General features: G+C 35.0%; 12 protein-coding genes. 7 read left to right on the forward strand and 5 right to left on the reverse strand.

The features are described from left to right. The first annotated feature begins 956 nt into the window (after window positions 1-956). The 5 genes from gatC to rlmD all read left to right on the forward strand — a co-directional run bounded on the left by gatC (window position 957) and on the right by rlmD (window position 6,878). Complete coding sequence (gene gatC / locus QQS35_RS15065; RefSeq protein WP_285933042.1) at window positions 957-1,247, forward strand: Asp-tRNA(Asn)/Glu-tRNA(Gln) amidotransferase subunit GatC; 291 nt, start codon at window positions 957-959, stop codon at window positions 1,245-1,247. A 12-nt stretch (window positions 1,248-1,259) separates the two neighbouring features. Beyond that, on the forward strand, window positions 1,260-2,729 hold the full coding sequence (gatA, locus tag QQS35_RS15070) for an Asp-tRNA(Asn)/Glu-tRNA(Gln) amidotransferase subunit GatA (protein ID WP_285933043.1): 1,470 nt from the start codon (window positions 1,260-1,262) through the stop codon (window positions 2,727-2,729). Then, on the forward strand, window positions 2,729-4,159 hold the full coding sequence (gatB, locus tag QQS35_RS15075; protein ID WP_285933044.1) for an Asp-tRNA(Asn)/Glu-tRNA(Gln) amidotransferase subunit GatB: 1,431 nt from the start codon (window positions 2,729-2,731) through the stop codon (window positions 4,157-4,159). Before gatA ends, gatB begins: the two co-directional genes overlap by 1 nt. A 134-nt stretch (window positions 4,160-4,293) precedes the next feature. After that, window positions 4,294-5,211 carry a diacylglycerol kinase gene (locus QQS35_RS15080; RefSeq protein ID WP_285933045.1) on the forward strand — a complete coding sequence of 306 codons (918 nt, stop codon included), beginning with the start codon at window positions 4,294-4,296 and terminating at the stop codon, window positions 5,209-5,211. 287 nt (window positions 5,212-5,498) lie between these two features. Then, on the forward strand, window positions 5,499-6,878 hold the full coding sequence (gene rlmD, locus QQS35_RS15085) for a 23S rRNA (uracil(1939)-C(5))-methyltransferase RlmD (protein WP_285933046.1): 1,380 nt from the start codon (window positions 5,499-5,501) through the stop codon (window positions 6,876-6,878). Between the two features lie 1,049 nt (window positions 6,879-7,927). Here rlmD and QQS35_RS15090 read toward each other — a convergent pair. From QQS35_RS15090 to QQS35_RS15105, 4 genes are all read right to left on the reverse strand, one after another. After that, on the reverse strand, window positions 7,928-8,050 hold the full coding sequence (locus tag QQS35_RS15090) for a hypothetical protein (protein WP_285933048.1): 123 nt from the start codon (window positions 8,048-8,050) through the stop codon (window positions 7,928-7,930). 368 nt (window positions 8,051-8,418) lie between these two features. Continuing rightward, window positions 8,419-9,330, reverse strand: a complete 912-nt coding sequence (locus QQS35_RS15095; protein ID WP_285933049.1) for a YcxB family protein — start codon at window positions 9,328-9,330, stop codon at window positions 8,419-8,421. Continuing rightward, a complete protein-coding gene (locus QQS35_RS15100; protein ID WP_285933050.1) occupies window positions 9,327-9,689 on the reverse strand; it encodes a hypothetical protein in 363 nt (120 codons plus the stop codon). The genes QQS35_RS15095 and QQS35_RS15100 overlap by 4 nt, the downstream gene beginning before the upstream one ends. Before the next feature lie 389 nt (window positions 9,690-10,078). Then, on the reverse strand, window positions 10,079-10,627 hold the full coding sequence (locus QQS35_RS15105; protein WP_285933051.1) for a hypothetical protein: 549 nt from the start codon (window positions 10,625-10,627) through the stop codon (window positions 10,079-10,081). Between the two features lie 491 nt (window positions 10,628-11,118). On the opposite strand from QQS35_RS15105, the gene QQS35_RS15110 reads away from it, so the two are divergent. Then, complete coding sequence (locus QQS35_RS15110; protein ID WP_285933052.1) at window positions 11,119-11,562, forward strand: hypothetical protein; 444 nt, start codon at window positions 11,119-11,121, stop codon at window positions 11,560-11,562. 708 nt (window positions 11,563-12,270) lie between these two features. Further along, window positions 12,271-14,415, forward strand: coding sequence for a peptidoglycan D,D-transpeptidase FtsI family protein (locus tag QQS35_RS15115; protein WP_285933053.1), 2,145 nt, complete (start codon window positions 12,271-12,273; stop codon window positions 14,413-14,415). A gap of 271 nt (window positions 14,416-14,686) precedes the next feature. Here QQS35_RS15115 and QQS35_RS15120 read toward each other — a convergent pair whose 3' ends face one another. Then, window positions 14,687-15,055, reverse strand: a complete 369-nt coding sequence (locus tag QQS35_RS15120) for a DUF4288 domain-containing protein (protein ID WP_285933054.1) — start codon at window positions 15,053-15,055, stop codon at window positions 14,687-14,689. Window positions 15,056-15,798 lie beyond the last annotated feature (743 nt).

The raw sequence follows: 15,798 nt of genomic DNA on the forward strand, positions 1-15,798 counted from the left end.
TTTTAATAGCCAAATTTTTTAAAATGAATTTATTCATTTTAGGGAGAGTACTTTTTTGCGCCAAAATTATTGAAAACCTCCATTTTCGTATAAAAGAACAACACATTTTCTGCGTGCGATGCCATTTCGCTGGAGTTTTCCTTACACTGTGGGGTGTCGGAAGCTGCTCTTCCCCGAGGACAAATGTTTTCGGTGGGCCGAGTAACCGCAGGCCCACGGAAAGCTATGGAAGCAATGCATCGCACGCAGAAAATTGGTCTGTATTTTCAAGGAGTGTCGCATTTTTCCTTCGCTCGGTGAATTTTTCTTTCGAGTGAAAATAGTCCAATAAATATAAATAACATCTATCTCTAGATTAAGAGAACTGTTAAAAGTGAAGGCAGAATGCGCAGACTCCTCGAAAATATAAATCGATTTTCATCGTGCGATGTGGATTCAAGTAGTTTTCCTTGTCCTACGGGAACAGCGAATGTTTTAGGGTGGGGCGAGTAACCGCAGTCCCACGAGTTGAAGATCCACTCAGAAGCGATCTCCTTCTGAGTTAGCTGAAGCCGTGCCCGTGGAAAGGGGAGAATTCTGCCGGAACGGAGTATAAAGACTCCACCATCTTTGCCACCGAAAAGAGTTCAACAAAAGTTTAGAATACTTACTGCGGACTTTATATAAAAGGAAAACAACGACAATCTTTTATAAACAGAAGTCGTTATGAATGTATAGAAAAAAGGATAGACTGAAGTAATAATGGAATAGGAATAGAAACTTTAAAAAAAGAACTATTCGATATGCTACTAAACATGGTAGAATTAAGCCTATATGGATTAGTAAAAGTTGCTAATTATACTTAATTTTTGCTATTATCATAAGTATTGTTAGCACTCGAATAAGGTTAATTTTTTTCATTGTTTTTAATGAAACGAATAAAAAGGCAACGTATAAATATCCGGAGGTGGATTGTAATGTCAGAAATTTCTAGAGAACAAGTGAAACATGTGGCACATTTAGCACGATTAGCAATTACAGACGATGAAGTTGAAAAAATGACGAAACAATTAGGTGACATTATCACGTATGCAGAACTATTAAATGATCTAGATACGGAAAGTGTAGAACCTACTACGCATGTGTTAGACCTTAAGAATGTAATGCGTAAGGACGAACCTAAAAAATGGATTGAAAGAGAAGATGCACTTAAGAATGCACCAGACTCACAAGATGGTCAGTTCCGTGTTCCATCGATACTAGAATAAGGAGGTAGAACGATGTCACTTTTTGATTACACATTGAAGGAAATACAAGATAAATTACATAAGAAAGAAATAACTGTTAGTGATTTAGTTTCTGAATCCTATAACAGAATTCAAGCAGTAGACGGGCAAGTAAATGCGTTTTTGACACTAAATGAAGAAGCTGCTCGTGCAAAAGCAAAGCAGTTAGATGAGAAACTGGGTGGAGATGCGTCTGCCTTATTTGGTATTCCACTTGGGGTGAAAGATAATATTGTAACAAAAGGTCTAAGAACCACATGTGGAAGTCAGTTTTTAGATAACTTTAATGATCCATTATATGATGCGACAGTTGTTCAAAAACTAGAAGCACAAAATACAGTTACAATTGGTAAACTAAATATGGATGAATTTGCAATGGGGTCATCTACTGAAAACTCAAGTTATGTCCCGACAAAAAACCCATGGAATACAGACTACGTACCGGGTGGGTCTAGTGGTGGTTCAGCTGCAGCGGTTGCAGCAGGCGAAGTGTTTTTCTCGCTAGGATCTGATACAGGTGGTTCTATTCGTCAACCAGCAGCATTTTGTGGTGTGGTTGGTTTAAAACCTACATATGGACTAGTATCTCGTTTTGGACTAGTTGCTTTTGCCTCATCTTTAGATCAGATTGGTCCATTGACACGAACTGTTGAGGATAATGCACACCTATTACAAGCAATTGTAGGTCATGACAAAATGGACTCAACTTCAGCCAATATCGATATACCTAACTATGCGGATGCAATGAAGCAGGATGTTAAAGGATTAAAAATTGCTGTACCAAAAGAATACTTACAAGAGGGTGTAGCACCAGAAGTAAGAGAAGCTGTACTGAGCGCACTTAAAGTTTATGAAAATATGGGAGCTACATGGGAAGAGGTTTCATTGCCTCACTCTCGTTATGCAGTGGCAGCCTATTATTTATTATCTTCTTCAGAGGCATCTGCAAACTTAGCAAGATTTGATGGTGTCCGCTACGGTGTCAGATCTGAAAAAGCAGAAAATATGTTAGATATGTATAAGCTATCTCGTAGTGAAGGCTTCGGTGATGAAGTAAAGCGTCGTATTATGCTTGGAACGTTTGCGTTAAGCTCGGGTTATTATGATGCTTATTATAAAAAAGCACAAAAAGTACGTACATTAATTAAAAATGACTTTGATAAAGTGTTTGAAGATTACGATATTATAATCGGACCAACAACACCAACTCCAGCTTTCAAAATTGGAGAAAAAGTGGATGATCCATTAACAATGTATGCAAATGATATCTTAACTATTCCAGTAAACCTAGCTGGAGTGCCGGGAATGTCGATTCCATGTGGTCTCTCTAGTGAAGGCTTACCAATTGGATTACAAATCATCGGAAAACATTTTGATGAAAGCACAATCTATCGTACTGCTCATGCATTTGAGCAAGCAACAGACTTTCATAAACAAAAAGCTAATTTAGGAGGTGACAGGTAATGAACTTTGAAACAATCATTGGTTTAGAAGTACACGTGGAATTGAAAACAAACTCTAAGATATTTAGTCCAAGTTTTAATGCCTTTGGTGCGGAGACAAATGCGAACGTCAATCCGATTGACTTAGGTTATCCTGGTGTATTACCTGTCCTAAATGAAGAAGCAGTAAACTTTGCGATGAAAGCTGCAATGGCACTAAATTGTGAAGTTGCTACAGATACGAAGTTTGATCGTAAGAACTATTTTTATCCTGATAATCCAAAAGCCTATCAAATTTCACAATTTGATAAACCGATTGGAGAAAATGGTTGGATTGAAATAGAGGTTAACGGGAAAAAGAAAAAGATTGGAATTACTCGCATTCATATGGAAGAGGATGCAGGTAAACTAACTCACAATAACGATGGCTATTCATTAGTAGATTATAATCGACAAGGTACACCGCTTGTTGAGATTGTTTCTGAACCAGATTTGCGTTCACCAGAAGAAGCATACGCTTATTTAGAAAAACTTAAAAATATTATTCAATATACTGGTGTTTCTGATTGTAAAATGGAAGAAGGCTCACTAAGATGTGATGCCAATATTTCACTTCGCCCAATTGGACAAGAACAATTTGGTGTAAAAGCTGAGCTTAAAAACCTAAATTCTTTTTCCTTTGTTCAAAAAGGGCTAGAGTTTGAGGAAAAGCGTCAAGAGCAGGTGTTGTTAGCTGGTGGAGAAATTCTTCAGGAGACAAGACGTTACGATGAGCAAACAAAAGAAACACTACTAATGCGTGTTAAAGAGGGATCGGATGATTATCGTTATTTCCCTGAACCGGATTTGGTACCACTATACATTGATGAAGCTTGGAAGGAACGAATTAGAGCAGAAATTCCAGAACTACCAGACGCTCGTAAACAAAGATATATAAATGAATTAGAATTGCCGGCATATGATGCAATGGTATTAACAAACAACAAAGAAATGTCTGATTTCTTTGAAGCAACGATTGGTCAAGGTGCTGAAGTGAAACAAGCATCTAACTGGTTGATGGGTGAAGTCTCTGCCTATATGAATAAACAACAACTAGAATTTTCTGACTTAGCATTAACTCCAGAAGGTTTAGCCAAAATGATTAAACTTATTGAAGATGGAACGATTTCATCAAAAATGGCTAAGAAAGTATTTTCTGAACTTGTTGAAAAAGGTGGAGACCCTGAAAAAATTGTTAAAGAAAAAGGACTTGTTCAAATTTCTGATGAAGGACAATTAACTGAGATTATATCTGTAATTTTGGATAAAAACGAGCAATCGATTATTGACTTCAAAAATGGTAAAGATCGTGCGCTAGGCTTCCTTGTTGGACAAGTAATGAAAGAAACGAAAGGGCAAGCAAATCCACCTATGGTTAACAAGATTCTTTTAGAAGAGATGAATAAAAGGTAATGTAATTTGCTTAGGGGGGCTGTTCACTTGAACAGTCCCCATTCAAATAAATATCTGGACTTTTCAAATTCTAACAAAACGACTATGATGTAGAATAGAATTGTTTAGCCTATGAAGAAGATAGGGGGAGACCTATGAAACGTGCCCGTATTATTTACAATCCAACTTCTGGACGAGAACTATTCAAAAAAGAATTGCCAAATGTCCTAGAACGTTTCGAAAAAGCTGGTTATGAGACATCGGTACATGCTACCACAGCTACTGGTGATGCAACAGAGGCTGCAAGAGTCGCCGTTGAAAGGGAGTTTGACGTTGTTGTCGCAGCTGGAGGCGATGGAACAATCAATGAAGTGATTAATGGTATAGCCGAACGAGACAACCGTCCGAAGCTAGGGATTATTCCAGTAGGTACAACAAATGATTTTGCTCGTGCCATTTCAATACCTAGAAATATTCATAAAGCAGTAGATATAATCTTAAGTGATAATATTAGAGCTCTAGATATCGGGAGAGTGAATGATCAATATTTTATGAACATTGCAGGTGGTGGAAAATTGACCGAGCTTTCTTATGAAGTGCCAAGTAAGCTGAAAACGGTACTCGGTCAATTAGCATACTATTTAAAAGGTATTGAGATGCTTCCATCGCTTCGCCCAACAAAAGTAAAAATAGAATATGATGGTGAGTTTTTTGAAGATGAAATCATGTTATTCCTTGTTGCAAATACAAACTCCGTAGGTGGTTTTGAAAAACTAGCGCCAGCCGCATCTATGGAAGACGGATTGTTTGATCTTTTAATCCTCAGAAAAGCGAACCTAGCAGAGTTTGTTCGGATTGCATCTCTTGCATTAAGAGGAGCACACTTAGAGGATGAACGTATTTTTTATACAAGGGCAAAACGAATTATCGTCCACACAGAAGAAAAAATGCAATTAAATGTCGATGGTGAATTTGGTGGGTTGCTACCAGGTGATTTTACTAATTTACGTCAACACATTGAATATTTTGTTCCTATTGAATTTGAAAAATATAACGAGAAAGAAGATAGCTAACAATGCTTCATCTTCTTTCTTTTCTTATTCAACGAAATGTAGCATTGTTATGTAATGCAAGTCATTTTTTTTGGTGTCGAATATATAAGTATTTCTAGATAAAATGATAGGTGCATCTAGATAATGAAAATATAATCGAATCATCATCGTATAAATCGCTAAATTCACACATATTTCCCGGGAAATTAGTTAAATAATAACAAGAAGTGAGTCGCATTCTTGGTGTTTTCCTTTCATCAACAATTATGATAAGCTTTTGACACAAGTGATATGAAGGACGGATGTTTATGGTGAAACAAAAACCACCTGTAGAGAAGAATGAAACGATTGAACTTACATTTGAAGACATTACGCATGAAGGTGATGGGGTTGGCAAAGTGAATGGCTACCCTTTATTTGTGCCGTTTGCACTTCCAGGTGAAAAAGCAAAGGTTAAAGTAATCAAAGTGAAAAAGAACTTTGGATTCGGTAAATTATTACATATTGACGAAGTAAGTCCTGAGCGTGTCGAACCGCCTTGCGATGTATATGTGCAATGCGGGGGATGTCAGCTCCAGCATATGAGCTATAACATGCAGCTAGAAATGAAACAAAACCAAGTAAAAAACACGTTGCGGAAAATTGGGCATATTGAAGATATTCCTGTTCATCCTACCATAGGAATGGAAGATCCATGGCGTTATCGAAACAAAGTTCAAATCCCTGTGGGTTATCGACATGGTGAGCTAATTACTGGCTTCTACCGAAAAAGAAGCCATGAAATTATTGAAGGAATGGATAGATGTGTCATTACTGCAGAAATAAATGATCGTATGGTTGAAGCAGTCCGTCGCATGGCTGATCGCCTTGGTATTACAGCATATGATGAGAGAAGCTATAGGGGCGTTTTGCGTCATATTATGGTACGTACAGGACAAGCAACAGAAGAAACAATGATTGTAATTGTAACGAGAACGGAAGAACTTCCCCATCAAGAGGAGTTTGTGAAGGAATTACATGAAACATATCCGCAAATTAAATCAATTGTACAAAACGTAAATAAACAACAAACGAATGTCATTTTAGGTAGAAAGACAAAAGTATTGTGGGGAGAAGAGTATATCTACGATACGATTGGTGATATAAAATTTGCAATTTCAGCAAAATCTTTTTACCAAGTAAACCCTCCACAAACAAAGAAATTATATGATAAGGCTCTTGAATATGCTAACTTATCAGGTGGAGAAACGGTAATCGACGCTTACTGCGGAATCGGAACAATTTCCTTGTTTTTAGCACAAAAGGCTAAGAAGGTATATGGTGTTGAGATTGTTCCAGAAGCAATTTTAGATGCAAAGCAAAACGCTAAGCTAAATAATATTGAAAATACAGAGTTCTATGTAGGTGAAGCTGAAAAAATAATGCCTTGGTGGACAGCTCAAGGATTAAAACCAGATGTGATTGTTGTTGATCCTCCACGAAAAGGTTGTGACGAGGCATTATTAGAGGCGATGATTACAATGAAGCCAAAACGTATTGTTTACGTATCCTGTAACCCGTCAACCTTAGCTCGAGATCTTCGAATTTTAGAAGATGGTGGCTATGAAACAAAACAAGTACAACCAGTCGACATGTTCCCACAAACAGGTCATGTGGAAGCCGTTGCTGAGATACATTTAAGGTTGTAACCCAAAATTAACAACGAATTAATACTAATAATAACTTACGAAATCGACCAAAAGTGAGAATAAAAACTTGTGAATAGCATGATAACATTCTCGCAAACCTCAGCCGAATCCTATTCGAACAAGGCATGAGGCAAGGTCAGTCGTAAGTTATTATTTTTTTGTATTAATAGAAACGCGTGAAAAAAAATGAGAAAAGTGAGAGGAAAAGTATAAGAAATCGTAAGTTATTATTTTTATGGAGAAAAGAGGGGCAAGTGAGAATGTTGATGTGATGCGGGTTTGAGGGTGAGATGGGTAGGTGAGAGTAATAGGTTATTATTATCGCTGAACGTCAGGCCCCGATTTAACAGTCAAGAAGAGTAAACTATCTCCAATAGGCTCTAACTAAAAAAATGATTGAAAGGCACCCGATTATACCTATATTAGAAGATAAGATTGTAATAAAAAGAGCTAAGTGATAGAGATGGACGAAAATTACGGTTGAAAAATGAGAGAATTGTAAGGTAATTAATTCTGATGAGATGGCCCATTTGAGTTGGTCGCATTTTTCAGAAAACGTAGGAAGGAATAGAGAATATGAGTGAGAGGAAACAAAATGAAAAATCTAAAAAGAAAACCACCCAAAAGCACGCTCGGAAAAAGTTAAAGGGGGATTCTCTTTTAAATATATTTTTTAAGCGAGTAGCCTCTTGCTTCGATCAAGCTACGTTAAGAAATTACGTGTTTAAATCACGGGGGATCTTATTTATATGATAGCATGTTGTTTGTTGTAAAGGGTTTCATTTTTTCTATTAGTAAAAAATGACTCTGTGGTACCTCTTAAACTACTAAGATATCGGAGAGAAAATCTGTTGTTTAGAATAATATGTTAATTAAACTTTCAATGCCCATTGCAATGAATGTAATAGCATAGAGAACTAAGAAAATTTGAGAAAGAATAACACTAATCTTTGCAAACAGATGGGTTTTATATTTCTTTCCAAGAATTACAGCCCAAATCAAAAATAAAATAGTGAACACAACACTTGATAAATTAATATTAAAATAATCTAGGATAATATCTCCAATTGGCCCCTTTCTTTCAATACGACATTATAAAGTGATAAACCTATGAGAAATAAGAGTAATGATAGACTTCCCCATCCTAATGATTTCCGTTTTTTTTCTTTCATTTTAAACTACCTCCTTTTAATCTACTGAAGTACATAAGAAAACGCTTTTATTTATTATGTTAGTATGTATAATACCATACCATATAACAGTTTTTTATATTAAAAAGGGAGGAATTTGGAATTAATTTTTTTGCAAAAGTTAGTATTATGGTGGTTACAACACTTTTCAAGGAATCAATCGTGAAAAAGGAAGCATCTTCTTAAACCTCAAGGAATCCTCTTTTCACCCTTCTACGGAGTGGTTTCAACAGGCTACCAAATAATAATTCTTAAAGCCGACCAGAATAGAAGGTCGTGTTTCTCTAATTCAGAAGAACAGAAGATCTGTAAAATATCGTAAATGCTGGTGGTTTACAAGTATTCCCTCGCTACGGGACAAATACTATCTTTTCTTCTTGTAATTCATCAGTCATTTTATTTTTCCACTGTACTAAAATATATATGTCTGCAATGTCATTTATTCCTATTGTCTCTCCATTTGGGTTTGTCGGCGATTCACCTTCATGTAGCTGATAGAATGTCCCATATATTCCTATTTCTTTATCTTCAGTTAAATCTGTGGGAGTATCTTTGATAAGCTCTTCTTCTTTAAAAAGAATATCTGCATTTTCATTTGAAACCATATGAGCCTCAATTTTTAGATAGTCTACTTTTCTTTCGGTTTCTGGAGAATTTGCTCCAAGGTTTCCATAAGAAATAGTCATAAAATAATCCGAGACGTATTCGACGGAGATGTTATTTATTTTCCAGTATTCACCTTCTTCTCTAGAAAAAATTCGTTTTATTTTATCTCTGTCGATTAAGAGTTCATTTGCATGGTAAAGGAGACCCTCTATTCTTCCTAATTCAGCTTGCTTTTGATTTTTACCAGAGATGGAATATGCCTTTCGTTCCACCTGTTGTATTTCATTTAGTATAACAGATTCTTTTAACGTCAGATTACTTAATTCATCTAATTTCGCATTGTTTTCGATGCCAACAAATAGGTCATATGCATCTTGCTCCAATATATAAATAGAGTTGTCTAGCCACCTAGCAAATAACAATAACCCCAAAATGGAAATTATAAAAATCACACCTATTTTTACTAGCGTATTCGAAATTGGTTGAGAATGATGCTGTATATACGGTATGACATGCTCTCCAAGTATTCGTTTCACCACTTCATTCGTATCTACATCCATACAAGCCTTTGGTATAGTGAAACACTTACTATCACTTATGTATATAAAATAATAGGACTCATCCTCTATAACCTGATGTACATCAGTCCATTTCATAAAAAAGTTTTTTCTTGAGTGGTAAACTCACATCCCCCTTTCTGAAATACAATCTTTTTGTTATGAAGGTTTTTAGGTTTGGAAATAAAACGTTTGTATTGGACATAGAAAAGAAGTTCTAGCAGAAGAGGACCAATGACAAACGCCCCAATAAAAGTGTAAAAAACTGGATATGTGAGTGCGAAAGATACAGGAACTGAATCAGTTAATAAGAAAATTACTTGGACAAGATAGATTCCTAATGGCCAAAATAGAAATTGAACATAGGAAAGTCTAACTCTCAATTTTTCAGAAAAGATGCGAGAGTTTTTGGTAGTAGCCCAAATGTCTTTTGGTTGTAAATCGTATTGAATTTCCATAAATCGCACCTACCTTTCTCAAGAGATAGTGTTTTAAACTTATATAGACGAATATCTTTAGTGTAATGTTTCACTATTATAAGACGCCCTTTAATTAGACAATGTCGTTCGATCTAAGAAGTCGATACAAAGATACTCTCTCTTCAGCAAGACACCGGTAAGAGAGAGAAGAATAGAACTAGAGTGAAAGTATTGTAACTACATTTTCAATTGGCTAATTAATATTGATTAAAAAGTTTGGCTATAAAATGCAGCTCTTTACTACCTGTCAGCAGCTTGATTGCAGGTTTTTGTACGAAATTTCTTCTGCAATACAGTGAGTTTCCTCACCCCATAGTCAGGGTGGTCCATATAAAGAAAAAGCCCCGATAGATTATCGAGAGCTTGTTCTATTGAAAAGTATTTAAACCTTCTAATTTCCATTGAGCTTCCATTTCTTGTTCATTAAATATACTAGCTGTGACAATAAAATCTTCTTCTATAGATTCTACTTCAAAAACAACTTGGAGCGAGATGTTTTCATCTGGCTCTAATGTTAGGTCTGAAGGGTTCACATTTTCTGGTAATACACCTTGGTAAGACGCATCTTGGTTTTTACTTGATAATGTAAACGCAATCGTTCCTGGATTTAACTCTTTATCTTGGGTTACATTTTTTACGTCAACAACAGCGGTTACCATATAGGGATAATTACTCTCTTCTATTTCATTAAAGTTAGAGTAAGCTGTTTGTAAAGTAATGCCATATTGTCCCCCTTTCACTCCTGCACCATAGGAAAATGGAGAAGACTCAACTTCATTCATATCCTGTTGAGCGGATGATTGCTTGTTTTCGTCTTCTTGAACCTCGGTTTCATTAGTTATTTCTGGTTCATTTTGACATGCTGCTAAAAAGAATACAGCTAGTAGTGTGGTTATTACAGTTAGTTTTCTTATCATTCTTTCACCTCAATTTGCTCTTTTTTAAAATTAATGTAAAGGACTTTAAAAAGTATTCTTTGATTTATTAAGCGAAACCAGACCCTAGAGCTCTCATAAATTCTATAACGCTATCCATCCTACAAATAGCTCCTGCACCAGGTCATCTACATTTGCACTGCCACTATAATAAATTAAAAAGGATTATATATCTTCTATATAAGTATCAAACCATTTGGTAATCACCTCTGCTTCTGTTTTCATGGAGCTCCTCCTGAATAACCTTTTCTATTTATAAGACGAAACATTTTATATAAAAATTACAGTAAACTGGTTATATATTTGAAATTGGACGTAGTATGAAAAATAAATTGAAGAAAAAAGAGTGAAAAAAATGAAACATTTTCGATATTTAATAGGTATGTATATTATAGTATAAGACTTTGTTTTAATTCAGGTTTGAGTAAATATAATTGACCTATATGGATTAAACAGAATTAAAGGAGGAAGTTATGATGAACCCAGCATGGCTATTTGCTATAGCTACAGTTATAGGCGTATTCGGCATATTAATGGCATTTAAAAACTTGATGAAGAAAGTTGGCAATAAGTTAGAACAAGGTCAGTCAGTGAGCACAGATTCTATTAAACAGGAGCTTACGAAATTTTTTATTCATGTTGCTTTTGCGGAATCAGTGCCAATCATATTAATTGTTTTTGCATTTATTCAAATGGAAAGCGTGACAGAAGAAATAAGTATAATTATTCCGCTAGTTATCATTTTACTTGTTGAATCCATTGCGTTAATCAATGTGTGGGCTGCGAGAAGAGATATAATAGGATACGAGAAACAGTCAAATCAAGCAAGGAATTCAATAAATTCACTATGTTTTATTGGAATAGCGTTACTGTCAGCTATCCCTATTATTTCTATGGTTGGATTATCAATTTTATAATAACCATAAAAAAAGAACGAGCTAAACATAGCTTGTTCTTTTTTTACGTAGGAGCAAATTTAATTCATTTTGATTTCCAATCAGTAATTATTAATAATCCGATAAATATTAATCTAATAAGACTTTTAGTTTCCCGGGATACAGTACGCCGAGAAATGTTGAAGGTTCACGATAGAGAAGGGAACCTTTCCATTGATTTTATTCGTCAAATCGCAGAGCATGGTAAGGAAAGATGTGAGTTTGTAATTGTGGAAGGGATCTTGAATAAGAGGAACATTTAAACGCCATAACTCTTGCCAAAAAGATTGAATTTGGATTTGATTCTCTTCGTAACTGGTGGAATCCAATAGATTAAATGATATGTCAGAAGACGATGATTTAAAATGATACTAAATCAACTACAAGGTAAATAATAATAATAGAAATGATGGTATAGTAATTGGGATGGTGAAGGAAAAGGCCTCTCAATAATACTGAGAGGCCTTTGGGTTAGAAATTTATTTTTTAACAGTGTGGATGAAATGAATGGTCTCAAATGCAGACAAATAATCCGTCCTAGTTTATTAGATTAAAGTGATTAAATAGGTTATAACAATGTAGATTAGAAGTACTTACAAGTAACAGAAGGAGATTTAACATTTATTTTTAAATATTCTTTGTAATTTAGTACAATAATGTTATAAATTTCCTCTTAAAAGGTGTATAGTGATGTTAGAAATTGTAAAAAAAGGGGTGAATCAATTGAAGAAGAAGAAAAAAATACAGATACCCTTTCGTTTAAATATATTATTTATTTTTGTATTCGCCCTATTTTCCTTGTTAATCTTTCAACTTGGAGTCGTTCAAATACTAAATGGAGAAGAAGCACAACAAAAGATTAATAAGACAGATAATACGTCATCTACTAAACCAGTGCCTAGAGGGAAAATGTTTGATAGATTCGGAAGATTAATATTAGATAATGATCCTGTCAAAGCAATTACCTATACTCCATCAAAAAACGGTGAGTCTGCCATGGACCGTTTAGATTTAGCCGAAAAACTTAGTCAATACATCACAGTGTTAAAAGACAAAAAAGAGTTAACTGATAATGTCCGCGAGAGAGACAAGAAAGAATATTGGTATCTATTAAACACGAAAGAAGCACAAGGTAGACTAACTAAAAAAGAGCTAGAGGAATTGGAAAATGGTGAACAATATAAATTAATGCTCGAAAGAATCACGCAAGAGGATTTACAAGCGATTGAATGGACCGATGAAGTATTAAACATTATTTCCATTAAACTAGAACTGGATCAAGCGTCTGAACTTACCCCACATATAGTGGTGAATGAGGGGATAACAGAAAAAGAATATGCACAAGTAGCAGAACATTTACCTGAATTACAAGGGATTGATGCTACGACTGACTGGAAACGGAAACCACTATTCGATAATACGTTCGCTAGTTTCATTGGGGGAATTACAACCGCTGATGAAGGGATTCCATTTGAAAATAGAGAGTATTATTTAACACATGGATATAGTCGTAATGATCGTGTAGGTACCAGTGGACTAGAACAAGAATATGAAAGTGTGTTGAGAGGAAAAAAAGAGAAAGTTCAATTCACTATCAATAATTCGGAAGAAATTGTTGGTTCTGAGGTAGTGATGGAAGGTCAAAGCGGAAATGACCTAGTATTAGCAATGGATATGGAACTCCAAATTGCAGTGGATCAGATTGTAGAAGAAGAATTGCAAACGGCAATGAGTAGGAATAATAATGGATATTTAGAAGATGCCCTTGTTGCGATGATGAATCCACAGACGGGCGAAATTTTAGCAATGTCCGGTGTACGTTATGATCGAGAGGATGGAGAGTACAAGGATCATTCCTACCGGGTCATCTATGATGCACACCAACCAGGTTCAGCCGTAAAAGGTGCTACTCTATTGTCGGGATATGATTCAGGAGTAGTTCATATTGGAGAATCAATACAAGATACAGCTATTAAAATTGCAGGGACACCTGAAAAATCATCCTATTCAGATTATTTAGGATCACCTACTGACTTAAAAGCTATCGAACGGTCATCAAACGTATATATGTTTAATATTGCTTTACGAATGAGTGGTGCAGATTACCAATATAATCAACCTCTACGTGGCTTTGACTGGAATTCTTTCCAAACTATGCGAAATTATTTCAATCAGTTTGGTTTAGGCGGAGAGACTGGAGTTGATTTACCTTATGAGGCTACTGGCGTGGTAGGACAAGATACGATTGCAGGTAAATTATTAGACCTTGCCATTGGTCAATATGATACGTACACAACCTTGCAATTAGCTCAATATGTGTCCACTATTGCTAATGATGGGTACAGAATACGCCCACATCTGGTCAATGAAATACGACAACCAGAACCAGAAAAAGGAGAGTTGGGACCAGTTGTGGAGAGCAAAAATGCGGATGTCTTAAATAAGGTTTCGATGGATGATACGTATCTGGAAAGAGTCCAACAAGGTTTTATCAATGTGTTTCATGGTTCACAAGGGACGGCAAGAGGTCCATGGGAAGGTTATGAAAAATACAAAGTAGCTGGGAAAACCGGTACAGCTCAAAACCTCCAATATGATGATGGATATGAAACCGAAACAGAAAATTTATCACTTGTTGGGTATGCTCCATACGATAATCCAGAAGTAGCTTTTGCGATAGTCGTACCTAAAAATAAACCATCGAAGAGCCAATACGCTGTTCATCATAATATAGGAAAAAGAATCATTGCAAAGTACTATGAGCTTAAAGAAGAAAGGGAAAAAAATGGTGTCGATATAGATTTACTTGATAAAAATGAGGACACTGAAGAATAACGATAGGCTGGGACAAGACTCAGTATAAGGCAATAAAAAAGTGGTACCCTTCCAATTTATAATTGGTGGGTGCCACTTTTTTATTTTTATAGTTTGTATTTTAAATAAGTAAAAAAAGGATACCATCTGATAAAATTAAAGTAACCACACCATAACTATCGGAGGTATCCTTATGTGTAAAGAGTATAACATGAATCAAGTAATCCTTGTTTATAGACCAAAATCTTTTTTGTTATTTCTGGCTAGTTATGTGTCAGCCCAGCCCTTTCATTTAATCTTCAGGAAAAAACCTATTAATTATCTCGTTAGTAGTAGTTCCTTTTGCAGATATGATATGGCGTGAGTAAATTTCTGCACCACTGTCTAACTCATCAATAACCTCATAACATTCGAGAAATTTTTCATATTTCCAAAAAACCTGTTCACCATAAATATTATTATATTTATTTTCATTTTTGATTGCTATATCCTCACCTATTAATTCAGCGTTTTTTCGATTCGATGTTCTAATTAAGTAGTGTCGTTCTTCAAATACTTCTTCCTCACTATGATCTACTTCTTTAAGCTCTATAGGAATATTCTGTTGACCTGAATTAATAGATTTATATAAAAGATTCACGACAAACCATTTATTTTCCAATTTAATAATACCTACTTTCTATTATCCTTTTTGTCAAAACGTTTATCAGTTAATAACTTCTTTGCTGTTTTTGCATCCTTATTTCCTGTTGAGATTACTTTCTCTCCAGGGCCATAATAAAAAATAGTATTACAAAAATGTCTGGTAGTAAATGTAATTTCTTAACCTTATGTAAATATTGTTAAAATTATACTATACTGCAGCTAGGCATCAATTGCTCTTTGCGTAAAGAATAAAACTCTTCTTTTTATTTTCTCATTTAGTAAATAGAAAATATATGTGAAGAAATTTTAATTATTAATAAAGGTAAACTAATGGGCTCAGGTTCAGTGAAAGATTTGGTTAATCAAAACTCTTCAGAATTCCACTTAAATAGTGCACCTTTTAAAGTTAGATGCTGCTTATTAAACTAAGGGTTAGCAGTGTTTATTTAGAAGATTCATATAGAGACTAAATGGAAGTAAGGATTACATAACAATAATCCTTAGTTATATATCATAAAAATGTTTGGATTTCTAAGAAGGGAAAATCAATCCATGACTAAACAAGTCCAAGGAAAAAAATTTCAAAGGCCCCCGTACCGTATTTACAGTAGTAAAGAAATACTACCTAGTTTGTAAAGGTTTTTTATATATAGTAAGTGCAGTGTATTTTATCCAATGATTTTCAGTTATTCAAAAAGAATGACGATCTTGTCTTGTTGTTGACTGAGTTTTACTGTTTTATGGTGTGTAAAACCATTT

This window comes from Aquibacillus rhizosphaerae (assembly GCF_030282825.1).
GTDB classification, from domain to species: Bacteria; Bacillota; Bacilli; order Bacillales; family Amphibacillaceae; genus Aquibacillus_C; species Aquibacillus_C rhizosphaerae.